Here is a 24,767-nt window from a genome sequence, read left to right as displayed (position 1 = left end):
ATGTGTACGGCGCCGGCCCCTGCCAGCGCCGCCCAAATAAAAACGCTCCCCACCTGCCTTGCAGCAAGCGGGGAGCGTGGTCAGTGACGCAAGAGCGCGCGCTTACGCGGCGCTGTCGTCACCTGCGACGGACTCGTCAGCCGTCACGCCAGCCAGCTCGGCCGCTTCGGCTTCGGCGATGGCGCGGCGCTCGGCCTCGTCCATGGCGTCCTTGGCCTTGCGTGCCTGGTGGTAGGCCAGACCGGTACCAGCGGGGATCAGACGACCCACGATGACGTTTTCCTTCAGACCGCGCAGCTCGTCGCGCTTGCCCATGATGGCAGCCTCGGTCAGCACGCGGGTGGTTTCCTGGAAGGAAGCCGCAGAGATGAAGGAGTCGGTCGACAGCGAAGCCTTGGTGATACCCAGCAGCACGTTGGAGTACGTGGCAGGTATCTTGCCGTCGCGTTGCGCCGCTTCGTTGGTGTTGAGCACTTCGGAGCGTTCGACCTGTTCACCCTGGATGTAGGTGGTATCGCCAGGGTTCTCGATCACGACGCGACGCAGCATCTGGCGCACGATCACTTCGATGTGCTTGTCGTTGATCTTCACGCCCTGCAGACGGTACACGTCCTGCACTTCGTCCACGATGTAGCGCGACAGCTCTTCGATACCCAGCAGGCGCAGGATGTCCTGCGGATCGGCCGGACCGTCCACAATCGATTCACCCTTGTTCACCACCTGGCCTTCGTGGACCAGAATGTTGCGCTCCTTGGGCACCAGCTCTTCCCAGACCTTGCCTTCCAGATCGGTGATCTGCAGGCGGATCTTGCCCTTGGTTTCCTTGCCGAAGGAGATCGTGCCGGTCATCTCGGCCAGCGTGCCCTTGTCCTTGGGCGTACGGGCTTCGAACAGCTCGGCCACACGGGGCAGACCACCGGTAATGTCGCGGGTCTTCTGACCTTCCACAGGGATACGGGCCAGCACTTCGCCGGGGCCCACGTCCTGACCGTCACGCACCTGGATCAGCGCGCCGACCTGGAAGCCGATCGTCACGGCGTGGTCGGTACCAGGGATCTTGACTTCCTGGTTGTTGGCATCGATCAGCTTGACCTGGGGACGCACCACCTTGGCAGAACCGCGGCGCTTGGGGTCGATCACCACCAGGGTGGACAGACCCGTCACTTCGTCGACCTGCTTGGCCACGGTGAGGCCTTCTTCCACATTCTCGAACTTCACCTGACCGGCGTATTCGGTAATGATGGGGCGGGTCAGCGGATCCCAGTTCGCCAGGATCTTGCCGGCCTTGATGGCTTCATCGGGCTTGACGGTCAGGATGGCGCCATAAGGCACCTTGTGACGCTCACGCTCACGGCCGTTTTCGGAGATCACGATCTCGCCCGAACGCGAAATCACGACCAGCTCACCCTTGGTGTTGCTCACATAGCGCATGGTCGGGTTGAAGCTGATCGAACCGTTCGATTTGGCTTCCACGCTCGAGGCCACGGCTGCACGCGAAGCCGCACCACCGATGTGGAACGTACGCATGGTCAGCTGGGTACCGGGTTCACCGATGGACTGCGCAGCGATCACGCCCACCGCTTCGCCCATGTTGATCAGGCCACCGCGACCCAGGTCACGGCCGTAGCAGGTTGCGCACAGACCGAAACGGGTTTCGCAGGTCAGCGCCGTACGCACCTTGATCTCGTCCACGCCCTGGGCTTCCAGCTCTTCGATCGTGTCTTCGTCCAGCAGCGTACCGGCGCGCAGCAGCACCACGCGGGTTTCGGGATGCAGCACGTCTTCGGCGGTCGAACGGCCCAGCACGCGGTCGCGCAGGGATTCGATCACTTCACCGCCTTCGACGATGGCGCGCATCAGATAACCGTTGTAGGTGCCGCAGTCTTGCTCGTTCACGACCAGGTCCTGGGTCACGTCCACCAGACGGCGGGTCAGGTAACCCGAGTTCGCGGTCTTCAACGCCGTGTCGGCCAGACCCTTACGGGCACCGTGGGTCGAGATGAAGTACTGCAACACATTGAGGCCTTCGCGGAAGTTCGCGGTAATAGGCGTCTCAATGATGGAGCCGTCAGGCTTGGCCATCAGGCCACGCATACCGGCCAGCTGGCGAATCTGCGCTGCAGAACCCCGGGCACCGGAGTCGGCCATCATGTAGATGGCGTTGAACGACTCCTGGTCCACCTGGTTGCCGTCGCGGTCGGTGGTCTTCTGGACCTTCAGCTGGTCCATCATCACCTTGGACACGTCGTCACCGGCCTTGCCCCAGATGTCCACCACCTTGTTGTAGCGCTCGCCAGCCGTCACCAGACCGGAGACGTACTGCTGCTCGATTTCCTTCACTTCAGCTTCCGCGCGGGCCAGGATGTCGGCCTTTTGCGGGGGCACCAGCATGTCGTCGATGGCCACGGAGAAACCGGCGTGCGTCGACAGACGGAAACCGTTCTGCAGCAGCTTGTCGGCAAACACCACGGTGGCCTTCAGACCGCACTTGCGGAACGAAGCGTTGATGAGCTTGGAGATTTCCTTCTTCTTCAGCGCCTTGTTGATGTTGCTGAAGTCCAGGCCCTTGGGCAGGATTTCCGACAGCAGGGCACGGCCCACCGTGGTGTGCACCAGGCTCACGGATTTGACGAATTCGCCGGTTTCCTTGTCCTTGGTCCACTGGGGCAGACGCACGCTGATCTTGGCATGCAGCTCGGCTTCACCGGAATCCAGCGCGCGCTGGACTTCGTTGGTGTCCATGAACACCATGCCTTCGCCCTTGCCGTTGATCTTGTCGCGGGTCGCGTGGTACAGACCCAGCACCACGTCCTGGGAAGGAACGATGGAGGGTTCGCCCGAAGCGGGGAACAGCACGTTGTTGGAGGCCAGCATCAGCGTGCGGGCTTCCATCTGTGCTTCCACGGACAGGGGCACGTGCACAGCCATCTGGTCACCGTCGAAGTCGGCGTTGAATGCCGCGCAGACCAGCGGGTGCAGTTGCAGGGCCTTGCCTTCGATCAGGATGGGCTCGAACGCCTGGATACCCAAACGGTGCAGCGTAGGCGCACGGTTGAGCATGATCGGGTGTTCTTTGATGACCTCTTCCAGAATGTCCCACACCACGGGGCTGCCGGATTCCACTTCCTTCTTGGCGGCCTTGATGGTCGTGGCAATGCCCATCTGCTCCAGACGGGAGAAGATGAAAGGCTTGAACAGTTCCAGCGCCATCAGCTTGGGCAGACCGCACTGGTGCAGCTTGAGGTAAGGACCCACGGTGATCACGGAACGACCGGAGTAGTCCACGCGCTTGCCCAGCAAGTTCTGGCGGAAACGACCGCTCTTGCCCTTGATCATGTCGGCCAGCGACTTCAGGGCACGCTTGTTGGCGCCCGTCATGGCCTTGCCACGGCGGCCGTTGTCCAGCAGGCTGTCCACGGCTTCCTGCAACATGCGCTTTTCGTTGCGCGCAATGATCTCGGGAGCCTTCAGCTCCAGCAGACGGCGCAGACGCGAGTTGCGGTTGATGACGCGGCGGTACAGGTCGTTCAGGTCGGAGGTCGCAAAGCGGCCGCCGTCCAGCGGCACCAGCGGGCGCAGGTCGGGAGGCAGCACGGGCAGCACTTCCATGACCATCCAGCCGGGCTTGATGCCGGACTTCTTGAACGCTTCCAGCAGCTTCAGGCGCTTGGCGTTCTTCTTGACCTTGACTTCGGAGCCGGTCAGATCGCCACGCAGACGCTCGATTTCGCTGTCGATATCGATGCCTTCCAGCAGGTCCTTGATACCTTCGGCGCCCATCTTGGCGGTGAACTCGTCGTAGCCGAATTCACGCTGCTTCGCGTCGTAGTCGTCTTCGGACATGATGCTGAACTTCTTCAGCGGGGTCATGCCGGGGTCGGTCACCACATAGGCTTCGAAGTACAGCACGCGCTCGATGTCGCGCAGCGTCATGTCCAGCACCAGACCCAGGCGCGAAGGCAGGGACTTCAGGAACCAGATGTGGGCGCAAGGCGCAGCCAGATCGATGTGGCCCATGCGCTCACGGCGCACCTTGGTCTGGGTCACTTCCACGCCGCACTTCTCGCAGATCACGCCGCGGTGCTTCAGACGCTTGTACTTGCCGCACAGGCACTCGTAGTCCTTGATCGGGCCAAAGATCTTGGCGCAGAACAGACCATCGCGCTCGGGCTTGAACGTACGGTAGTTGATGGTCTCGGGCTTCTTCACCTCACCGAAAGACCAGGAACGAATTTTCTCGGGCGAAGCCAGGCCGATCTTGATGGCATCGAAGTGCTCATCCGGCGTGAATTGCTTGAACAGGTCGAGTAACGATTTCATAGACTCTTTCCCTTTCATCCAAATTAATAGCTGCCTCTGCGGGATCTGCATCGAATCCTCAATTCGATCGATGCAGATCCTTTGTTCATGCGCAGAAGGCGCTCACGTTTTTTACAAGGTCTCAGGAACGCTCGAGTTCGATGTCCAGGCCCAGGGAACGAATTTCCTTGACCAGCACATTGAACGATTCAGGCATGCCGGCTTCAATGGCGTGCTCGCCCTTGACGATGGATTCGTACACCTTGGTACGGCCCACCACGTCATCGGACTTCACGGTCAGCATTTCCTGCAGCACGTAGGCGGCGCCGTAAGCTTCCAGCGCCCACACTTCCATTTCACCGAAACGCTGGCCACCGAACTGGGCCTTACCGCCCAGAGGCTGCTGCGTCACCAGCGAGTACGGACCCGTGGAACGTGCGTGCATCTTGTCGTCGACCAAGTGGTGCAGCTTCAGGTAGTGCATGTAGCCGATGGTGGTCGGGCGCTCGAACTGCTCGCCGGTACGGCCGTCGAACAGATAGGCCTGGGTGCGGCTGTCGGTCAGACCCTTGCGCTCCTTCAGTTCATCGGGATATGCCAGCTTCAGCATGTCCTTGATTTCCTGTTCGGAAGCACCGTCGAACACCGGGGTGGCGAAAGGCACACCGGTCTTCAGGTTGTTGGCCATGCGCAGGATTTCGTCATCGCTCAGCAGCGACAGGTCTTCCTTGCGACCGCGGCTGTTGTAGACCTCTTCCAGGAAGGCGCGCAGATCGGCCATCTTGGCTTCGGCCTGCAGCATGTCGCCAATGCGCTGGCCCAGACCCTTGCCGGCCCAGCCCAAGTGCACTTCCAGCACCTGACCGATGTTCATACGCGAAGGCACGCCCAGCGGGTTCAGCACGATGTCGGCGGTGGTGCCGTCAGCCAGGTAAGGCATGTCTTCCACGGGCACGATGCGGGAAACCACACCCTTGTTACCGTGGCGGCCGGCCATCTTGTCACCAGGCTGCAGGCGACGCTTGACGGCCAGGTACACCTTGACCATCTTCAGCACGCCAGCAGGCAGCTCGTCGCCTTGCGTGAGCTTCTTGCGCTTTTCCTCGAAAGCCAGGTCGAACTCGTGGCGCGTCTGCTCCAGGGCGTTCTTGATGGATTCCAGTTGCGCAGCCAGTTCGTCTTCTGCAGGACGGATATCGAACCAGTGGAACTTCTCCACGCCGTCCAGATAGGCCTTGTCCAGCTTGGCGCCCTTGGCCAGCTTGTTCGGGCCGCCGTTGGCCACGCGGCCGATCAGCAGCTTTTCGATACGGTCGAACGCGTCGGCTTCCACGATGCGCAGCTGGTCGTTCAGGTCCAGGCGGAAACGCTTCAGCTCGTCATCGATGATCTGCTGGGCGCGCTTGTCGCGCTGGATGCCTTCACGGGTGAAGACCTGCACGTCGATCACGGTGCCGGACGAACCCTGGTCCACACGCAGCGAGGTGTCCTTCACATCGGAAGCCTTCTCGCCGAAGATGGCGCGCAGCAGCTTCTCTTCCGGAGTCAGCGTGGTCTCGCCCTTGGGAGTGACCTTGCCCACCAGCGTGTCGCCGGGTTGCACTTCCGCGCCCACGTAGATGATGCCGGACTCGTCCAGGCGGTTCAGCTGTTGCTCGGACAGGTTGGGGATGTCGCGGGTGATTTCTTCCGCGCCCAGCTTGGTGTCGCGTGCCATCACCACCAGTTCCTCGATGTGGATCGAGGTGTAGCGGTCTTCGGACACCACGCGTTCGGAGATCAGGATCGAGTCTTCGAAGTTGTAGCCGTTCCAGGGCATGAAGGCGATCAGCATGTTCTGGCCGATGGCGATTTCGCCCAGGTCGGTCGATGCGCCGTCGGCGATCACGTCACCCTTGGCCAGCTTGTCGCCGCGCTTGACGACGGGACGCTGGTGGATGTTGGTGTTCTGGTTGGAACGCTGGTACTTGATCAGGTTGTAGATGTCCACACCCACTTCACCAGCCACAGCCTCTTCGTCGTTCACGCGGATCACGATGCGGGTTGCATCGACGTAATCCACGATACCGCCGCGGGTGGCCGTCACCACGGTGCCCGAGTCGACCGCGGCAACGCGTTCGATACCGGTACCGACCATGGGCTTTTCAGGACGCAGCACAGGCACGGCCTGGCGCGACATGTTGGCACCCATCAATGCGCGGTTCGCGTCATCGTGTTCGAGGAACGGAATCAGCGAGGCGGCCACCGACACGATCTGTGCAGGCGACACGTCCATGTACTGCACGCGCTCGGGGGACAGCAGTGTGGATTCACCGGCTTCACGGGCCGACACCAGCTCACCCACCAGACGGCCTTCGGCGTCCAGTTCGGCATTCGCCTGGGCGATCACGTACTTGCCTTCTTCGATGGCCGACAGGTAGTCGATTTCCATCGTGACCTTGCCGTCCACCACGCGACGATACGGGGTTTCGATGAAACCGTATTCGTTCAGGCGGGCGTACAGAGCCAGCGAGTTGATCAGACCAATGTTCGGACCTTCAGGCGTTTCGATGGGGCAGACGCGACCGTAGTGGGTCACGTGCACGTCACGCACTTCAAAGCCGGCACGTTCGCGGGTCAAACCGCCCGGGCCAAGGGCCGACACGCGGCGCTTGTGGGTGATTTCGGCCAGAGGGTTGGTCTGGTCCATGAACTGCGACAGCTGCGATGCACCGAAGAACTCCTTCAGCGCCGCAGAAATGGGCTTGGAGTTGATCAGGTCGTGGGGCATCAGAGGCTCTTGCTCTGCCTGACCCAGACGTTCCTTCACAGCCTTTTCGATACGTGCCAGACCGGTGCGGTACTGGTTTTCGGCCAGTTCGCCCACGCAACGCACGCGGCGGTTGCCCAGGTGGTCGATATCGTCGACTTCGCCCTTGCCGTTGCGCAGATCCACCAGGATCTTGACCACGGCCAGGATGTCTTCGTTGGACAGCACCATGGGGCCTGTCGGATCGTCGCGGCCTACCTTGGCGTTGAACTTCATGCGGCCCACGCGCGACAGATCGTAGGTGTCGGCGTTGTAGAACAGGCGCTGGAACAGGGCCTGCACGGCGTCCTCGGTGGGAGGCTCGCCGGGACGCATCATGCGGTAGATCGCCACACGTGCAGCGAACTCGTCGGCGGTTTCATCCGTGCGCAGGGTCTGCGAGATGTAGGCGCCCTGGTCCAGTTCGTTCGTGTAGATGCACTGGATGTCCTGGATGCCGGCGCTGCGCAGCTTCTTCAGCAGGGCTTCGGTCAGCTCTTCGTTGGCCTTGGCGATGATTTCGCCGGTGTCCGGGTCCACGATGTTCTTGGCCAGCACACGACCGATCAGGAAGTCTTCGGGCACGCTGATGTACTTGGTGCCGGATTGTTCCAGTTCGCGGGTGTGGCGGGCCGTGACGCGCTTGTCCTTGGCAACGACGACCTTGCCGGACTTGTCGGTGATGTCGAAACGTGCGACTTCACCCTTCAGGCGGTCGGCCACGAATTCCATCTGTGCGCCGCTGTCCATCAGGCGGAAATTGTCGTTGACGAAGAAGTTCGCCAGGATGGACTCGGGGGTCAGGCCGATGGCCTTCAGCAGGATGGACACGGGCATCTTGCGACGACGGTCCACGCGGAAGTACAGCAGGTCCTTGGGGTCGAACTCGAAGTCCAGCCAAGAGCCGCGGTAAGGGATGATGCGCGCCGAGAACAGCAGCTTGCCCGAGCTGTGGGTCTTGCCCTTGTCGTGTTCGAAGAACACGCCAGGCGAACGGTGCAGCTGCGAGACGATCACACGCTCGGTACCGTTGATGATGAACGAGCCCTTGTCGGTCATCAGGGGCACTTCGCCCATGTAGACCTCTTGCTCCTTCACTTCCTTGACCACCTTGGACTGCGAAGTCGAGGACTCGCGGTCATAGATGATCAACTGCACTTTGGCACGCACGGCCGAGGCGAAGGTCAGACCACGGGTCTGGCACTCGCGCACGTCGAAAGCGGGCTTGGCAAGGTTGTACTCGACAAACTTCATCTCCACAAAACCATTGTGGGAGACGATGGGGAAAGCAGAGTTGAAAGCCGCTTGCAGGCCTTCAATGGTGCGTTTTTTGGGGGCTACGTCTGACTGCAGGAATGCGGTGTATGCATCTTTTTGCATCTGCAGCAGGTAAGGCACTTCGAGCACGCTATCGCGGCTGCCGAAACTTTTGCGAATTCGCTTACGTTCGGTGTAAGAATAGGCCATGAGATCTCCGGGCAAAGACTTGAGTCCTGGGTCTGCGACGACACTGTCCGGCAAGAAGGGCGCGCTCCTTTTGCCGGCTTGGCGGTTGGCCACTACCAACCATGGCGGACGGCGATGCGTTGCACATCGCCCGAACCAAGGCATCTTCTGCTGTCGGGTTGTCAGAAGACACTAGAAAAAAGGCGATTTGCCCGTTTTCTGGTGTGCTCTGGAAGCCAGTTCCACAAGCACCAAAGGCTGGAGGCCCTTGCGAGCACTCCAGCCTCAGGATTGGACTCAATTACTTGAGTTCAGCCTTAGCACCAGCTTCGGTCAGCTTCTTCACTGCGGCTTCAGCGTCGGCCTTGGCCACGCCTTCCTTCACGTTCTTGGGAGCGCCGTCGACCAGGTCCTTGGCTTCCTTCAGACCCAGGCCGGTGATTTCGCGCACGGCCTTGATCACGGCAACCTTGTTGGAACCGGCTTCAGCCAGCACCACGTTGAACTCGGTCTTTTCTTCAGCAGCAGCAGCAGCACCGCCGCCAGCAGCAGCAGGAGCAGCCATAGCGGCAGCGCTCACGCCAAACTTTTCTTCAATTGCCTTGACCAGGTCGTTCAGTTCCAGAACAGTCATGCTGTCCAGGGCGGTCAAGAATGCGTCTTTATCGAATGCCATGTTAATTTCCTAACAATTTGTTGGTTGTTTGTTGCCGCAATTAAGCTGCAGCGGCTTCTTCGGCGGCAGGTTGCTCTGCGCCTTCGCTCTTCTTTGCCGCCAGCGCACCCAGCACAACGGCTGTACGCGACATAGGCGACATGAGCAAGCCACACACTTGGGCCAGCAGCACTTCCTTCGAGGGGATGCTTGCCAGCTGCTTCACGCCGTTCACGTCCAGGGCCTTGCCCGAAAACGCGCCACCGCGAATCACCAACTTGTCGTTGGTCTTCGCGAAGTCGGCCACCACCTTGGCGGCAGCCACTGCGTCTTCAGAGAAGCCATAGATCAGGGGACCAGTCATCTGGTCAGCCACCACTTCAAACGCGCTACCGGCGACAGCACGGCGGGCCAGGGTGTTCTTCAACACGCTCAGGCTCACACCCTTGCTGCGCGCTTCGCTACGCAGTTTGGTCATGTCGGCGACCGTGATGCCACGGTATTCCGCGATCACAAGCGTTTGAGCTTTAGCGGCGAGGCTGGTCACTTCGTTGATGACCGCTTCTTTCTCACTGCGATTAAGACTCAAGGTCTACTCCTTCAAATGCGCACGCAGGGCAAGCCCCTTGTGCGCGCTCTTGTTGCAGCGACCAACTGTTAGAGGACATTCATCCATCTGCAGCGGGATCGCCATCTGCGCTGGCTATGCAATTAAGTGGCAAGCCACACCAGCGGTCTTGGATGACCTGTCCATGCGCACATGGACAGCCCACCACATCAGCCCGGACAAATCCGGGCAGAAGATTTTAGCGAATTACGCTGCGATGGATTGGGGCTCGACGCGAACACCCACACCCATCGTAGAGGAAACCGCCACCTTGCGCAGGTACAGACCCTTGCTGGAAGCAGGCTTGGCCTTGTTCAGCGCGTCCACCAGGGCGGCCAGGTTGGCTTGCAGCTTGTCGTTGTCGAACGAGCGGCGGCCAATGGTCGAGTGCACGATACCAGCCTTGTCCACGCGGAACTGCACCTGACCAGCCTTGGCGTTCTTCACGGCCGTAGCGACGTCGGGAGTCACAGTACCCACCTTGGGGTTGGGCATCAGGCCACGTGGGCCCAGGATCTGACCCAGCTGACCCACGACACGCATAGCGTCGGGAGCAGCGATCACCACGTCAAAGGGCATGTCGCCAGCCTTGACTTGGGCAGCCAGATCGTCCATGCCGACGATGTCAGCACCAGCGGCCTTGGCTTCTTCAGCCTTGGCGCCTTGTGCGAACACGGCCACACGGGTGGTCTTGCCGGTACCGTGAGGCAGCACGACAGCGCCGCGCACCACTTGGTCCGACTTCTTGGCATCCACGCCCAGTTGCACGGCCACATCGATGGATTCATCGAACTTGGCGGTTGCAGCTTCCTTCACCAGCACCACGGCTTCGCCGAAGGCGTACAGCTTGGTGGAGTCCACCTTGCCTTGGAGAGCTTTTTGCTTCTTGGTCAACTTGGCCATTTTACAAACCCTCCACGATCACGCCCATCGAACGGGCAGAACCAGCCAGCGTGCGCACGGCGGCGTCAACGTTAGCGGCATTCATGTCCTTCAGCTTGGTCTGAGCGATCTCTTCCAGCTGAGCGCGGGTGATCTTGCCGACCTTGGCCTTCAGAGGGTTCGAAGAACCCTTGTCCAGCTTGATGGCCTTCTTGATCAGCACGGTGGCGGGAGGGGTCTTGATGACGAACGTGAAGCTCTTGTCAGCAAAGGCCGTGATCACCACAGGCAGAGGCAGACCGGGCTCAACACCTTGGGTCTGCGCATTGAATGCCTTGCAGAATTCCATGATGTTCAGGCCGCGCTGACCCAGCGCAGGACCGATGGGAGGGGAAGGATTGGCCTTACCAGCTGGCACTTGCAGCTTGATAAAACCGACGATTTTCTTCGCCATGGATTTACTCCTTACGGGTATAGCGCCATGCAGTACATGGCTCCCCGTGTTAAAGGACTCTTATTTCAGCACGCGAGTCCCACAACGTGCGATCGGCATCAGGTCTTTTCGACCTGCGCAAATTCCAGTTCCACCGGAGTGGAGCGACCGAAGATCGCCACGGACACCCGCAGGCGGTTCTTCTCGTAATTGACTTCTTCGACCGTGCCGTTGAAGTCCGTGAACGGACCTTCCTTGACACGCACCAGCTCGCCCACCATGAACTCGATCTTGTGGCGCGGCTTGTCGGAGCCTTCCTGCATCTGGCTCACGATCTTCTGCACTTCCTCTTCCGAGATCGGTGCAGGGCGGTTCTTGGCGCCGCCCACAAAGCCGGTCACCTTGCTGGTGTGCTTGACCAGGTGCCAGGTGTCGTCGTCCATCACCATCTCGACGAACACATAACCCGGGAACAGGCGACGCTCGGTGGTCTTGCGCTGGCCATTCTTCATTTCCACCACTTCTTCGGTGGGAACCAGGATACGGCCGAATTTTTCCTGCATACCAGAACGCTGAATGCGCTCCGTGATGTTGCGCTCCACCGCTTTTTCCATGCCCGAATAGGCATGCACGATATACCAGCGCAAATCAGGATTCACTGCAGCAGCGGGCGCCACTTGAGCGCCCGATGCACCTGCGTCCATCGCATCAGTCATTATTTTCTCCAGCCCAGAATGAGGTCATACAACACCCACTCCACGGTCTTGTCGGTCAACCAGAGGAACAAAGCCATGATCACCACAAAGGCGAACACATAAAGCGTCATCTGCAAGGTCTCTTTGCGCGAGGGCCAGACAACCTTTTTGACTTCTTTCCAAGAATCCTTGGCAAACGCAATCAACTGCTTGCCTTGCTCGGAGACCAGGAACACGGCCGCAGCGGCCACCAGGCCGACCAACAGCACGCCCCATTGCGCAACAGGGCCTTGGGCGCCCAGAAAATAAAAGCCGGCGATGGATGCAATCACCAGAACCAGCACTGCAGCCAGCTTGGCCTTGTCGGCGCCAGAGCTTACTGTTTCAACTTGCGATGTAGCCATACCTAATCTTCATTCGCACAGCACAATGGCCGAGCACAAGACACTGAAGCCCGCCAGAGTCTGGCGGGCTTATCTTTACCACCTAGAGGTGGCAGGGGCAGTAGGAATCGAACCTACAACCTTCGGTTTTGGAGACCGACGCTCTGCCAATTGAGCTATACCCCTAAACCCTTAAATTTTAAGCCAGGATGGTAGCAACCACGCCTGCACCCACAGTACGACCACCTTCGCGGATAGCGAAACGCAGACCTTCTTCCATGGCGATGGGGGCGATCAGCTTCACAGTGATCGACACGTTGTCACCAGGCATCACCATTTCCTTGTCGGCGGGCAGCTCGATGGAGCCGGTCACGTCGGTGGTACGGAAATAGAACTGGGGACGGTAGTTGTTGAAGAAAGGAGTGTGGCGGCCGCCTTCGTCCTTCGACAGCACATACACCTCAGCGGTGAAGTGGGTGTGGGGCTTGATCGAAGCGGGCTTGCACAGCACTTGGCCACGTTCCACGTCTTCACGCTTGGTGCCGCGCAGCAGCAGACCCACGTTGTCGCCAGCTTGACCTTGGTCCAGCAGCTTGCGGAACATTTCCACGCCCGTGACGGTGGTCTTCTGGGTGTCCTTGATACCGACGATTTCGATTTCTTCGCCGACCTTGATGATGCCGCGTTCGATACGGCCGGTCACCACGGTACCACGACCGGAGATCGAGAACACGTCTTCCACGGGCATCAGGAAGGCACCGTCCACAGCACGCTCAGGCGTGGGGATGTAGGTGTCCAGAGCTTCGGCCAGACGCAGGATAGCGGGTTCACCCTTGTCGGATTGGTCGCCTTCCAGGGCCAGCTTGGCAGAGCCGCGGATGATGGGGGTGTCGTCGCCGGGGAAGTCGTACTTGGACAGCAGCTCGCGCACTTCCATTTCGACCAGTTCCAGCAGTTCTTCGTCGTCCACCATGTCAGCCTTGTTCAGGAAGACGATGATGTAAGGCACGCCCACCTGACGCGACAGCAGGATGTGTTCGCGGGTCTGGGGCATGGGGCCGTCAGCGGCCGAGCACACCAGGATAGCGCCGTCCATCTGGGCAGCGCCGGTGATCATGTTCTTCACATAGTCGGCGTGACCGGGGCAGTCCACGTGAGCGTAGTGGCGGTTAGCCGTTTCGTACTCGACGTGAGCGGTGTTGATGGTGATACCGCGGGCCTTTTCTTCGGGTGCAGCGTCGATCTGGTCGTAGGCCTTGGCTTCGCCGCCAAACTTCTTCGACAGAACGGTAGCGATAGCAGCCGTCAGGGTGGTCTTACCGTGGTCCACGTGACCGATGGTGCCCACGTTCACGTGGGGCTTGGTGCGCTCGAACTTTTCTTTTGCCATTTTTTCGACTCCGAAAAAAATCAAATGCTCTAACTTGCTCTGGGCGCTACCATCTGAAAGAAGCACCAGAAAGATGGTGCCCATGGGCAGGATCGAACTGCCGACCTCTCCCTTACCAAGGGAGTGCTCTACCACTGAGCCACATGGGCAAACACCACGCACGAATGCGCAATGTTGGAATTTCAAACCTGGAGCGGGAGACGGGAATCGAACCCGCGTCATTAGCTTGGAAGGCTAGGGTTCTACCATTGAACTACTCCCGCAAACCTTGCGTTTGCGCGCATCGCCCTAGGCGACACATCTCTTGCAACCATTACTGGTGGAGGGGACTGGATTCGAACCAGTGTAGGCGTAAGCCAACAGATTTACAGTCTGCCCCCTTTAGCCACTCGGGCACCCCTCCGAAGAGATTTGAATTGTAGCACCGTTTTTTCTCGCAAAAAGAAATCGGTGATTTTTTCTTCCTCCTCCACACAAAGTGCAGCAGAAGATGGCGCGGCTGGCGGGGATCGAACCCACGACCCTTGGCTTCGGAGGCCAATACTCTATCCACTGAGCTACAGCCGCTACAGACACAATTCAACGTCTCAAGCCCGCTATTGTGGCATGACTTTCCCACGCAGTCAGCGCAGCATCACGCAGCCAAGGCAAACCCCAGACCCCGCAGGTACGCATCCACGGCGCGCATGCCCACTGCCGAGAGCCCAAAACCGCCGCGCGAAAGCAGCCAGCTCTGGATCACCCCATCAAACAGACAGCGCAAAGCCAGCGCCGCCTCGCCCGCACTGACCGGCAGCTCGATCTGCTGCTCGCCCTGCGCATGCACCAGCGCGGCTTCCAGCTTGGCGCCGAACTCTGCCATCGCCTGTACATTGCGCTCCTGCACGGACACCAGCTCCCCTACGTATTCCACCTTGTGCAGCAGCACCTCGAACACCTTGCGGGTCTGCGAATCCTCTTCCAGCCGCACAAAGACGGACGCAATCACATGCCGCACCCGCGCCAGGCCTTCCAGCCGGGCGCCACCCACATCCTCGCCATAGGCGGCCTGCTCCAGCGGCAGCGTGACCCGCTCCAGCATGGCGTAGAACAGATCCAGCTTGTCCTTGAAGTGCCAATAGACCGCGCCCCGCGTGGCCCCCGCGCGCTGCGCTATTTCATTGAGCGAGGCGCGCGCCACCCCTTGCTCATAGAACACCTGCTCCGCCGCATCCAGCAGACTGTTGCGGGTCGCGCAAGCATCTTCCTTTGTCCGACGCGCCACGCTGCACTCCTTCCCACACAGGGTTTGACATTCATCCCACAGACTCGGAGGATGCTGTCAGCAGCCTCAAGTGTCATTATACATTCATGGATGTATGTATAATTGCGACATCGATTTCCAGGGCATGAGACTCTGTTTTTGGCGCGACGCACAGGCATCGCGCCCTTTTTTGCATCCAACAAACTACCGGAAGGACTTTCATGCATCCCGTGTATGAAGCAAGCCGTGCGGCCAAGGCCCCCCTCTTCGCCCCCCACGCCCGTTTGCGCGCCATCGCCCTGGGCGTGGCAGTGGTGTCGGCCTTGAGCCTGGCTGCATGTGGCGACAAAAATGACGGTGCGCAGAATGCGCAAGCAGCCGCACAGGCCAAGCCTCCGGAAGTCGGTGTGGTGACCGTGAAGCTGGGCAGCGTTCCCCTGGTGACCGATCTGCCCGGTCGCCTGGAAGCCTTCCGCACCGCCCAGGTCCGCGCACGCGCGGCCGGCATCCTGCAAAAGCGCCTGTTCCAGGAAGGCTCGGACGTCAAGGTCGGCCAGAAACTCTTCCAGATCGACAGCACGCCCTACCAGGCCAATCTGCAAAGCGCGCAAGCCACCCTGGCCCAGGCCGAAGCCAGCCTGGTGCAGGCGGCCGCCACCGCACGCCGCTACAAGCCCCTGGTGGAAGCCAATGCCATCAGCAAGCAGGACTACGACGCCGCGATCGCGGCCGAAAAAGCGGCACTGGCCCAGGTGGCCGCCGGCAAGGCCGGTGTGACCAACGCCAATGTCAACCTGGGCTATGCCACAGTCACCGCCCCCATCGCCGGCCGCATTGGCCGCGCCATGGTGACCGAGGGCGCGCTGGTCGGCCAGGGCGAAGCCACCCAGCTGGCCACCATCCAGCAGATCCATCCGCTGTACGTCAACCTGACGCAGTCTTCGACCGACATCCTGCGGCTCAAGGAAGCGCTGGCCGCCGGCAAGCTCACCCGTGACGGCGCGAACGCCGCCAAGGTCCATGTCTTCACCGAAGACGGCAAGGAATACGGCCACACCGGCCGCATGCTGTTCACCGATCTGACCGTGGACGAGAACACCGGCCAGGTCAGCGTCCGTGCCGAGCTGCCCAACCCGAATGGTCTGCTGCTGCCCGGCATGTATGTGCGCGTGCAGCTGGAACAGGCCCAGGTGGACAACGCCGCTGTCATTCCCCAGCAGTCCGTGACCCGCAATGAAAAGGGTAACTTCGTGCTGGTGGTGGCGGAAGACGGCACCGTGGCCCCGCGTCCCGTGCAGATCAATGGTTCACAAGGCAACAACTGGATCGTGACGGGTGGCCTCAAGGAGGGCGAAAAAGTCATGGTGGACGGCGTGATCAAGGTCGGCATGGGTGCCAAGAAAGTGACCCCGGTGCCATGGCAAGCCGACGCCAAGGCCGCTCCCGCAGCAGCCGCTCCGGCCGCAGACAAAGCCCCCGCCGCCAAGCCGGAAGCTGCCGCAGACGCCAAGCCTGCGGCGGCCCAATAAACGGGACAGATTTCTATGTCGAAGTTTTTTATCCACCGCCCTATCTTTGCGTGGGTGATTGCGATCTTTGTGGTGCTGGCTGGCATCATCTCGATCACCCAGCTGCCAGTGGCGCAGTTCCCGTCCGTGGCACCGCCCACGATCACAGTCACGGCCACCTACCCCGGAGCCACCTCCGAGACCATGACCGATTCGGTGCTTCAGCTCATTGAACGTGAGATGAACGGTGCCGCCGGCCTGATGTACATGGAAAGCAAGGCCCCCGCCGGGGGCCAGGGCACCCTGACCCTCACCTTCAAGCCCGGCACCAATGCCGACCTGGCCCAGGTGGACGTGCAGAACCGCCTGGCGCGGGCCGAGCCCCGTCTGCCCAGCGTGGTGCAGGCACTGGGGGTGAAGGTCGACAAGGCGATGAGCAACTTCCTGATGATTCTGGCCTTCCAGGCCGAGTCCGGGGAAACGTCGCGCGACGACATTGCCGACTACGTCAACCGCAACGTGCTGCCCGAAGTCCAGCGCCTGGAAGGCGTGGGCAAGGCCCAGCTGTTCGCGGCCGGCCGCGCCATGCGCATCTGGGTCGACCCCATCAAGCTGCAAGGCTATGGCCTGCCCATTGCCTCGGTGAATGCCGCGATCGCCGCACAGAACCAGCAGATCTCCGGCGGTGCACTGGGTGACACCCCCAACGTCCCCGGCACGACCATGAGCGCCAGTATCGTGGTCCCCGGCCAGCTCACGACGCCCGAGCAATTCGGCAACGTGGTGCTGCGCTCCAACGCCGACGGCTCGACCGTGCGCATCAAGGACGTGGCCCGCGTGGAGCTGGGCACCGAGTCCTATGCCTTCAACTCCCGCCTGGACGGCAAGCCTGCCGTCGCCATGGCGGTGCAGCTGACCTCCACCGCCAACGCCATGGCCACGGCCAAGCTGGTCTATGAAAAGATGGACACGCTGGCGCCCTTCCTGCCCCCGGGCGTGAACTGGTCCGCGCCGTACGACACCTCGAAGTTCGTCAAGATCTCGATCGAGAAAGTGGTGCACACCCTGCTCGAAGCCATCGTGCTGGTGTTCATCGTGATGCTGGTCTTCCTGCAGAACATCCGCTACACACTGATCCCGACCATCGTGGTGCCCATCGCCCTGCTGGGGACCTTCGGCGTCATGCTGGCTGCGGGGCTGACCATCAACATCCTGGCCATGTTCGCCATGGTGCTGGTGATCGGTATCGTGGTGGACGATGCCATCGTGGTGGTGGAGAACGTCGAGCGCATCATGGCCGAGGAAGGCATACCGCCCAAGGAAGCCACGATCAAGGCCATGGGCCAGATCCAGGGCGCCGTGGTCGGCATCACGGTGATTCTGGTCACCGTGTTCCTGCCGCTGGCCATGTTCTCCGGCGCCACCGGCAACATCTACCGCCAGTTCTCGCTGGTGATGGCCATCTCCATCTTCTTCTCCGGCTTCTTTGCGCTGACGCTGACCCCCGCGCTGTGCGCGACCATGCTCAAGCCCATCCCCAAGGGCCATGCGCATGACAAGAAGACCGGCCCGCTGGGCCCCTTCTACAACTGGTTCAACCGCAAATTTGACGCCGGCACCAAGCGCTACCACGGTGCATTGAACTCCGTGGTCAAGCGCTCGTTCCAGGCCGTGGTGGTCTATCTGCTGGTGATCGCCGGTGTGGCCTTCATGTTCATGAAGCTGCCCAGCGCCTTCCTGCCGACGGAAGACCAGGGCTATGTGATCTCGCTGGCACAGCTGCCGCCCGGCGCCACGCTGGACCGTACCGGTGACGCCGTGGCCGAGCTGGAAAAGTTTGTGCTGAGCCAGCCCGAAACCGACCACATCGTGAGCATTCTGGGCTTCAGCTTCTCCGGCCAGGGACAGAACATGGGTCTGGCGTTCACCACCCTCAAGGACTGGTCGCAGCGCAGTGGTGCGGGCTCGGATGCGCAATCGTTTGCCGGCCGCACCATGGGTGCCATGATGGCGCTGCGCGACGGCTTCATCTACACCCTGGTGCCGCCGTCGATTCCGGAACTGGGCAACAGCGATGGTTTCACGTTCCGCCTGCTGGACCGTGGCGCCAAGGGCCACGCGGCCCTGCTGGAAGCGCGCAACATGCTGATGGGCAAGGCCAACCAGAGCCCCATCCTGACCGGTGTGCGCTTTGACGGCGTGGACGATGCGCCACAGTGGCAGGTCAACATCAACCGCGACGCCGTGTATGCACAGCGCGTCAGCATGGGAGATCTGGCGTCCACGCTGGCCACGGCCCTGGGTTCGTCGAACTCCACCGACTTCCCCAACCAGGGCTATATGCAGCGCGTGACCATCCAGGCCGATGCCCACCGCCGCATGCAGCCGGAAGACGTGATGCGTCTGACCGTGCCCAATGCGGATGGCAAGCTGGTGGAGCTCTCCACCATGGTGAGCGCCAAGTGGATCTCCGGCCCCATGCAGGTGACCCGCTACAACGGCTACCCCTCCATGAGCATCACCGGCTCCGCCAAGCCCGGCTACACCAGTGGCCAGGCCATGGCCGAGATGGAAAAGCTCGCCCTGGACCTGCCCGAAGGTTTTGGCTACGAGTGGACCGGCCAGTCGCTGGACGAAAAGAAGTCCGGCTCCTCGGCCATGCTGCTGTACGCCTTCTCCATCCTGGCCGTGTTCCTGTGCCTGGCTGCGCTGTATGAAAGCTGGAGCATTCCGCTGTCCGTGATGCTGGTGGTGCCCCTGGGCGTGCTGGGCGCGCTGGCCGGGATGTTCATCCGCGGCATGCCCAACGACATCTACTTCCAGGTGGCGCTGATCACCGTGATCGGTCTGTCCGCCAAGAACGCGATCTTGATCGTGGAATTTGCGAAGGACCTGCACGCCCAGGGCATGAGTGCCTATGACGCGGCACTGGAGGCAGCCCATCTGCGCTTCCGCCCCATTCTGATGACGTCCCTGGCATTCATTCTGGGCGTGGTGCCGCTGTACATCGCCTCCGGCGCAAGCGCGGCCAGCCAGCGCGAAATCGGTACCGGCGTGTTCTGGGCATGGTGATCGGCACGCCGCTGTCGATCTTCCTGGTGCCCATCTTCTTCATCGGCGTCTTCAAGCTGTTTGGCCAGAAGCTCGACCAAGACAAGACCCCTCCCGCATCCACCGCTGCGGTGACTGACGGAGGCTCTCACCATGACTAAGCGACTTGTTCCCACCCTGCTGGTCAGCGCGCTGCTGGCCTCCGGCTGCTCCTTCATCCCGCAACTGGAGCGCCCGGCGGCGCCCGTGGCGGCCAGCTACCCGGCCGCCAACGCCGCCAGCACCAGCAAGGCCGCTGCCGACATTCCGTGGCAGAACTTCTTCGCGGACGCCCGTCTGCAGCAGCTGATCACCCTGGCGCTGGACAACAACCGCGACCTGCGCGTGGCCGTGCTCAATATCGAGCAGGCCCGCGCCCAGTACCAGATCCAGCGCGCCGCGCAGTTTCCGGAGCTGGGGGTGGCCGCCCAGGGGTCCCGTGCTGCCAGCACCGACGGTTCCGGCTACGTCAACACCTACATGGTGGGCCTGTCCATGCCCAGCTGGGAGATTGACTTCTGGGGCCGCATCCGCAGCCTCAAGGAGCAATCCCTGGCCCAGTACCTGGCCACGGAAGAAGGCCGCAAGTCGACCCAGATCAGCCTGGTGGCCGCGGTCGCCAACGCCTGGCTGGGGCTGCAGGCCGACGAGGAACTGCGCGCCATCTCGCAGCGCACGCTGCAGACGCGCGAAGAATCGGTGCGCCTGGCCAAGCTGCGCTTCGATGCGGGCGCCTCGTCGGAACTGGACTTCCAGCAAGCCCGCTCGCTGACCGAGAACGCCCGCGCCACGCTGGCCCAGCAGACCCGCCAGCGCGATCTGGACATCAACGCGCTGACCTTGCTGGTGGGGCAGCAGGTGCCTGCCGAGCTGCTGGCCAGCCTGCAAGGCAAGCGGCTGGCCGATCTGCCTGCACTGGCCGATGTGCCTGAGGGGCTGCCTTCCGATCTGCTGCTGCGCCGCCCCGACATTCGCCAGGCCGAACAGAGCATGGTGGCCGCCAACGCCAGCATCGGTGCGGCCCGCGCACTGTTCTTCCCGAACGTGTCGCTGACCGCCGCCGCCGGCTTTGCCAACACCGAGCTGTCCGACCTGTTCAAGTCCGGCTCCACCACGTTCAGCATTGCGCCGTCCATCTACCTGCCGATCTTCACGGCAGGCCGCAACCAGGCCAATCTGGAGGTGGCGGAAACCAGCAAGAAGATTGCAGCGGCGCAGTATGAAAAGGCCATCCAGACCGCTTTCCGCGAAGTCTCGGATGCCCTGGTCAGCCGCGAATCCCTGGTGGAACAGCTGCGCGCCCAACAAGCCCAGCTGGAAGCCGAGTCCTCGCGCCTGAATCTGTCCAATCTGCGCTACACCAACGGGGTGGCCAGCTACCTGGATCTGCTGGATGCCCAGCGCTCCCTGTTCACGCTGGAGCAGGCTGTGGTGCAGGTGCGACTGGCACAGCTGCAGAACCAGGTGTTGCTCTACAAGGCGCTGGGCGGCGGCTGGACCGAAACCACCCAGACGGCAGCAGCCCCCGCCGCTGCAGCACCGGCGCAATAACGCGCAGCAGCGCCGCTCCACAGCCTGCCCGCAGGCAGGCCCCGACAAGGCCCTGGCACCCGCCAGGGCCTTGTTGTTTTATGGCCCAGATGCCGGCTTCTTGATCTACCTCACGACAAGTGCGGCCACCGCGTCAACCCGTGGCGTTGCCAGTGGCTAGCGCACAGGCGGTCGATATAATCCGCAGTTCCTTTAAGCCCACACAAAAATTGAGGTCTTCATGAGCGCCACCTCCCACGAAGAAGCCCATACGGGCCCGGTCAAAAATCCCAAGCAATTGCTGATCGCGGTCTTTTTCTCGTTTGTCATCCCGGTGTTCGTCATCATCGGTCTGGTGCAATTCGTGAGTTCTTCCAACAAGACCGGCCCGGGGGCAGGCAACCACGATATGGCCCAGGCCATGCGCATCCAGAAGATCGGCTCCGTCGAGATCCGCGATGCCAACCGTCCCCTGCGCGGCGGTGAAGATGTGTACAAGGGCCAGTGCGCAGCCTGCCACGCCACCGGCGTTTCGGGCGCGCCCAAGTTCGGCGATGCCGGCGCCTGGGGCCCTCGTCTGGCCCAGGGCTTTGAGACCCTGGTCCAGTCGGCACTGAAGGGCAAGGGCGCCATGGCACCGCAAGGTGGCGGTGATTTCAATGACCTGGAAATTGCACGCGGCGTGGCGTTCATGGCCAATGCCGGCGGCGGCAAGTTCGACGAGCCCCAGCCTCCCGCTGCAGCGGCAGAGACCGCCGAGGCCAAGTAAGCCCTCTGTGCTCCGCCCATCAAAAAAGGACCGCGCTGCGGTCCTTTTTTGTTGCTCCGGCGCACTCCGGTCTGCCCGCCCGGGCGCACGCTCTTGGGCGCCCACTGGGTGGATCAGGCCGCTGCGGCGGGTGCGTCGGCCACCAGCTGCTGCGGGCTGCGCACAAACCGGAACTGGGCCTCCAGGGCTGCACTGCACACCTCGTGCGGCTCCCAGCGCCCGGCTTCGATCAATGCCGCCATGCGCATCACATCCTGCGTGTGCACCAGGCCCAGCACACCGTCGGCCACCAGATAGACATGGCCCTGCTCGTCCACCAGGCAGCGCTGCGGCTGGACCGACCGACCGGTGTGGGTGCGCACGCTGCCATCCTCGTCCACCCGCCACACCACCGGGGTGTCTTCCAGCTCCACATACACGCGCTGCGGCCCGTTCTGGAAATACCAGCAGCCCCGCGCATCCACCTCGTAATTGCGGCCGATGAAGTCGATCAGCTTTCCATGCTGCAGCAGCGATCCCTTGCTGCTGGGGAAAAAGCCGCATGCCTGGGTGGCCTGGTCACGCAGGAACCAGCGCCCGCGCGCGTCCAGGGCCAGCCAACCGTAGCAATCGGGCACGTTGGGCCATTTAGCCAGGGCCTGCTTCACGATGTCATCCATAGCGCAACGCTTCCTTCTTCCGTTTACCCCGGCCCCGCACACCTCTGCGCAACCAACAAGCAGCCTGAATGCGTCATGATAGTGGGCGCCTGCATGTGGGGAGCATACCCGTGCACCAGAACCCAGGGATTTTGTGCAGGGCCCTACGCCGCTGTGCTCTCGCACGCTGTGCCTGCTGCCCTACACCGACCAACGGTCGCTCTGTTGCACAATTTGTGCTTCTTTGCGCCTTTTGCTGAACATTGCCTACGAGGTCTGCCATGAAACGTCTGCTTGCCATTCTCGCCCTTGCCCTTGGCCTCAGCGGCTGCGGCTACAACGATTTCCAGCGTTTGGACGAGCAGACCAAATCCGCCTGGAGCGAGGTGCTGAACCAGTACCAGCGCCGCGCCGACCTGGTGCCCAACATCGTGGCCTCGGTCAAGGGTGAAGCCAGCTTCGAGCAGGACACGCTCACCAAGGTGATCGAGGCCCGTGCCAAGGCCACCTCCATCCAGGCCACGCCCGAGCTGATCAACGACCCCGAGGCCTTCAACAAATTCCAGCAGGCCCAGGGCGAGCTGTCCGGCGCGCTGTCGCGCCTGATGGTGGTGGCCGAGCAATACCCCAAGCTGCAGGCCAACCAGGGCTTCCGTGACCTGCGCGTCACGCTGGAAGGCACGGAAAACCGGATCACCGTGGCCCGCAACCAGTACATCAAGACCGTGCAGGACTACAACGTGCTGGCGCGCAGCTTCCCCACCAACCTGACCGGCATGGTGTTTGGCTACAAGCCAAAGCCCAACTTCACGGTGCAGAACGAGGCCGAAATCTCGCGTCCTCCCACGGTGGACTTCTCCAGCGGCAAAAAGTAAGTGCAGCCGTCCGGAGCGGGATCCACCATGCCTCTGACGCACCGCAGGCGCGCGCTGGGCGCTCTCTTCCTCCTCGTCTTTGCACTGCTGTGGCAGCCTGCCGTCGCGCAGCCGCTGCAGCCCGTGCCCGCCCTGACGGCACGGCTGATGGACCAGACCCAGACCCTGTCGGCCGAGCAGGCCCTGGCCGTGGAAAACCGGCTGCGGGGCATCGAGGAAAAATCCGGCTCCCAGGTGGTCGTGCTGATGGTGCCCACCACGGCACCGGAAGACATTGCGGCCTACGCCTGGCGCGTGGCCGACAGCTGGAAGATCGGTCGCAAGGACGTGGGCGATGGCCTGCTGGTCGTGGTCGCCAAGAACGACCGGCGCATGCGCATGGAGGTAGCGCGGGCCCTGGAAGGCGCCATCCCCGATCTGGCGGCGGCCCGCATCATCGACCAGCAGATGGCCCCGCATTTCCGCCAGAACGACTACGCCGGCGGCATTCTGGCCGCGCTGGACCAGGTCGCTGCGCGCATCGCCGGTGAAGCCCTCCCGGCCCCCAGCCAACCCGCACGCCAGCAAGACCGGGGCTGGGACCTGGAAGAGTTGGCCATCTTCCTGTTCTTCGGGGTGATGGTGGCGGGCCCCATCGTGCGCGGCATCTTCGGCAACAAACTGGGGGCCGCCATCATGGGTGGCGGCACTGGCTTCCTGGCCTATGTGCTGACCACCAGCCTGCTGCTGGCTGGCGGTGCCGGCGTGCTGGCCCTGTTGTTCACCCTGTTGTCCAACAGCCGCGGGGGCGGGGGCGGTGGAGGCGGCCCCTTCATCGGTGGCGGCGGTTGGGGCGGAGGCTCTGGCGGCGGTGGCGGTTTCGGTGGCGGCGGAGGGTTCAGCTCCGGCGGTGGTGGCAGTTTTGGGGGCGGCGGCGCCTCGGGGAGTTGGTGACATGGCAGGCTTGTGGAACCGTTTGCAGCGCCTGCTGCACCACCGCTGGACCGAGGGCCAGGTTCGCCGCGCCTTCCCGCCCGAAGTCCTGCTGCGCCTGGAGCGCCAGGTGGCCGCCAGCGAAGCGCGCCACAGCGGCCAGGTGCGCCTGTGCGTGGAAGGCGGCCTGCCCTATAGCTATATCTGGCGCGACGCGACGGCGCGCGAGCGGGGCGTGGCGCTGTTCGGCAAGCTGCGCGTGTGGGACACCGAGCAGAACAACGGCGTGCTGATCTACCTGCTGATGGCAGACCACGCCATCGAGATCGTGGCCGACCGCGCACTGCACCGCGCCGTGCCGGCCGCCAGCTGGCAGGCCGTGCTGGAGGGCATGCAGCAGGATTTCCGCCGCGATGCCTATGCGCAAGGAATGGAAACCGCCTTGCTGCGCGTCTCCGACCTGCTGGCGGCGCACTTCCCCGCCGACGCCGCACACCACACCGGCCATGACGCCAGCCTGCCCGATACGCCGGTGGTCCAAGGCCGGTTTTTCAAGGATCTGTAAGCGGTCACACCGCGCCCTAGCCGCCACCTACCTTCGGCCCGACGCCGGATCTGTCACGC

The 24,767-nt window shown here is 62.1% G+C and carries 16 protein-coding genes, 5 tRNA genes and 2 pseudogenes; 7 read left to right on the top strand and 16 right to left on the bottom strand.

The window, feature by feature from the left end; genetic code table 11:
- Window positions 1–102: 102 nt before the first annotated feature.
- The 15 genes from rpoC to CT3_RS01605 form a co-directional block, all read right to left on the bottom strand.
- Window positions 103–4,320 (bottom strand): DNA-directed RNA polymerase subunit beta', encoded by a 4,218-nt coding sequence (gene rpoC / locus CT3_RS01675; protein ID WP_066541608.1) that lies wholly within the window; start codon window positions 4,318–4,320, stop codon window positions 103–105.
- 121 nt (window positions 4,321–4,441) lie between these two features.
- Window positions 4,442–8,554: a DNA-directed RNA polymerase subunit beta gene (gene rpoB, locus CT3_RS01670; RefSeq protein ID WP_066541606.1), complete on the bottom strand. Its 4,113-nt coding sequence runs from the start codon at window positions 8,552–8,554 to the stop codon at window positions 4,442–4,444.
- A gap of 280 nt (window positions 8,555–8,834) precedes the next feature.
- Complete coding sequence (gene rplL, locus CT3_RS01665; RefSeq protein ID WP_066541605.1) at window positions 8,835–9,209, bottom strand: 50S ribosomal protein L7/L12; 375 nt, start codon at window positions 9,207–9,209, stop codon at window positions 8,835–8,837.
- Window positions 9,210–9,249: 40 nt separating this feature from the next.
- Window positions 9,250–9,777, bottom strand: a complete 528-nt coding sequence (gene rplJ, locus CT3_RS01660) for a 50S ribosomal protein L10 (RefSeq protein ID WP_066541604.1) — start codon at window positions 9,775–9,777, stop codon at window positions 9,250–9,252.
- A 225-nt stretch (window positions 9,778–10,002) separates the two neighbouring features.
- Entirely contained in the window at window positions 10,003–10,698 is a 696-nt protein-coding gene (rplA, locus tag CT3_RS01655; RefSeq protein ID WP_066541602.1) for a 50S ribosomal protein L1, read from the bottom strand.
- 1 nt (window position 10,699) lies between these two features.
- Complete coding sequence (rplK, locus tag CT3_RS01650; RefSeq protein ID WP_066541600.1) at window positions 10,700–11,131, bottom strand: 50S ribosomal protein L11; 432 nt, start codon at window positions 11,129–11,131, stop codon at window positions 10,700–10,702.
- 98 nt (window positions 11,132–11,229) lie between these two features.
- The gene (nusG, locus tag CT3_RS01645) at window positions 11,230–11,826 is read right to left on the bottom strand and encodes a transcription termination/antitermination protein NusG (protein ID WP_066541598.1); all 597 of its coding nucleotides are present in this window, start codon (window positions 11,824–11,826) and stop codon (window positions 11,230–11,232) included.
- The gene (secE, locus tag CT3_RS01640; RefSeq protein ID WP_066541596.1) at window positions 11,826–12,209 is read right to left on the bottom strand and encodes a preprotein translocase subunit SecE; all 384 of its coding nucleotides are present in this window, start codon (window positions 12,207–12,209) and stop codon (window positions 11,826–11,828) included. The genes nusG and secE overlap by 1 nt, the downstream gene beginning before the upstream one ends.
- 89 nt (window positions 12,210–12,298) lie before the next feature.
- Window positions 12,299–12,374: transfer RNA gene (locus CT3_RS01635), tRNA-Trp, on the bottom strand.
- A gap of 13 nt (window positions 12,375–12,387) precedes the next feature.
- A complete protein-coding gene (gene tuf / locus CT3_RS01630) occupies window positions 12,388–13,578 on the bottom strand; it encodes an elongation factor Tu (protein WP_098066324.1) in 1,191 nt (396 codons plus the stop codon).
- Window positions 13,579–13,652: 74 nt separating this feature from the next.
- Window positions 13,653–13,727, bottom strand: a tRNA-Thr gene (locus CT3_RS01625).
- A gap of 40 nt (window positions 13,728–13,767) precedes the next feature.
- Window positions 13,768–13,841: transfer RNA gene (locus CT3_RS01620), tRNA-Gly, on the bottom strand.
- Window positions 13,842–13,895: 54 nt separating this feature from the next.
- A tRNA-Tyr gene (locus CT3_RS01615) sits at window positions 13,896–13,981 on the bottom strand.
- 88 nt (window positions 13,982–14,069) lie between these two features.
- Window positions 14,070–14,145, bottom strand: a tRNA-Arg gene (locus CT3_RS01610).
- A 67-nt stretch (window positions 14,146–14,212) separates the two neighbouring features.
- Entirely contained in the window at window positions 14,213–14,842 is a 630-nt protein-coding gene (locus CT3_RS01605) for a TetR family transcriptional regulator (protein ID WP_066541838.1), read from the bottom strand.
- 200 nt (window positions 14,843–15,042) lie between these two features.
- Here CT3_RS01605 and CT3_RS01600 point away from each other — a divergent pair, with 200 nt between their 5' ends.
- The 4 genes and pseudogenes from CT3_RS01600 to CT3_RS01585 all read left to right on the top strand — a co-directional run.
- The gene (locus CT3_RS01600) at window positions 15,043–16,350 is read left to right on the top strand and encodes an efflux RND transporter periplasmic adaptor subunit (protein ID WP_083520662.1); all 1,308 of its coding nucleotides are present in this window, start codon (window positions 15,043–15,045) and stop codon (window positions 16,348–16,350) included.
- 15 nt (window positions 16,351–16,365) lie between these two features.
- Window positions 16,366–19,541: pseudogene (locus CT3_RS01595) on the top strand (efflux RND transporter permease subunit).
- Window positions 19,534–20,970, top strand: a complete 1,437-nt coding sequence (locus CT3_RS01590; protein WP_066541840.1) for an efflux transporter outer membrane subunit — start codon at window positions 19,534–19,536, stop codon at window positions 20,968–20,970. Before CT3_RS01595 ends, CT3_RS01590 begins: the two are co-directional and overlap by 8 nt.
- A gap of 220 nt (window positions 20,971–21,190) precedes the next feature.
- Window positions 21,191–21,712 (top strand): annotated as a pseudogene (locus CT3_RS01585) (c-type cytochrome); the annotation flags it as partial.
- A gap of 119 nt (window positions 21,713–21,831) precedes the next feature.
- Here the strand turns inward: CT3_RS01585 and CT3_RS01580 are convergent.
- Window positions 21,832–22,377 (bottom strand): DUF2946 family protein, encoded by a 546-nt coding sequence (locus CT3_RS01580; protein ID WP_066541842.1) that lies wholly within the window; start codon window positions 22,375–22,377, stop codon window positions 21,832–21,834.
- Window positions 22,378–22,637: 260 nt separating this feature from the next.
- Here CT3_RS01580 and CT3_RS01575 point away from each other — a divergent pair, with 260 nt between their 5' ends.
- Genes CT3_RS01575 through CT3_RS01565 form a run of 3 tightly spaced genes read left to right on the top strand, consistent with a single transcriptional unit; the run spans window position 22,638 to window position 24,708 of the window.
- Window positions 22,638–23,231 (top strand): LemA family protein, encoded by a 594-nt coding sequence (locus tag CT3_RS01575; protein WP_066541843.1) that lies wholly within the window; start codon window positions 22,638–22,640, stop codon window positions 23,229–23,231.
- A gap of 27 nt (window positions 23,232–23,258) precedes the next feature.
- Window positions 23,259–24,164 (top strand): TPM domain-containing protein, encoded by a 906-nt coding sequence (locus CT3_RS01570; RefSeq protein WP_066541844.1) that lies wholly within the window; start codon window positions 23,259–23,261, stop codon window positions 24,162–24,164.
- A gap of 1 nt (window position 24,165) precedes the next feature.
- Window positions 24,166–24,708, top strand: coding sequence for a TPM domain-containing protein (locus CT3_RS01565; RefSeq protein ID WP_066541846.1), 543 nt, complete (start codon window positions 24,166–24,168; stop codon window positions 24,706–24,708).
- Window positions 24,709–24,767 lie beyond the last annotated feature (59 nt).

Origin of the sequence: Comamonas terrigena NBRC 13299 (assembly GCF_006740045.1) — a bacterium.
Lineage (GTDB): Bacteria > Pseudomonadota > Gammaproteobacteria > Burkholderiales > Burkholderiaceae_C > Comamonas > Comamonas terrigena.
The sequence above is the reverse complement of the archived record's forward strand: the minus strand, read 5'-3'. Positions and strand labels throughout refer to the sequence as shown.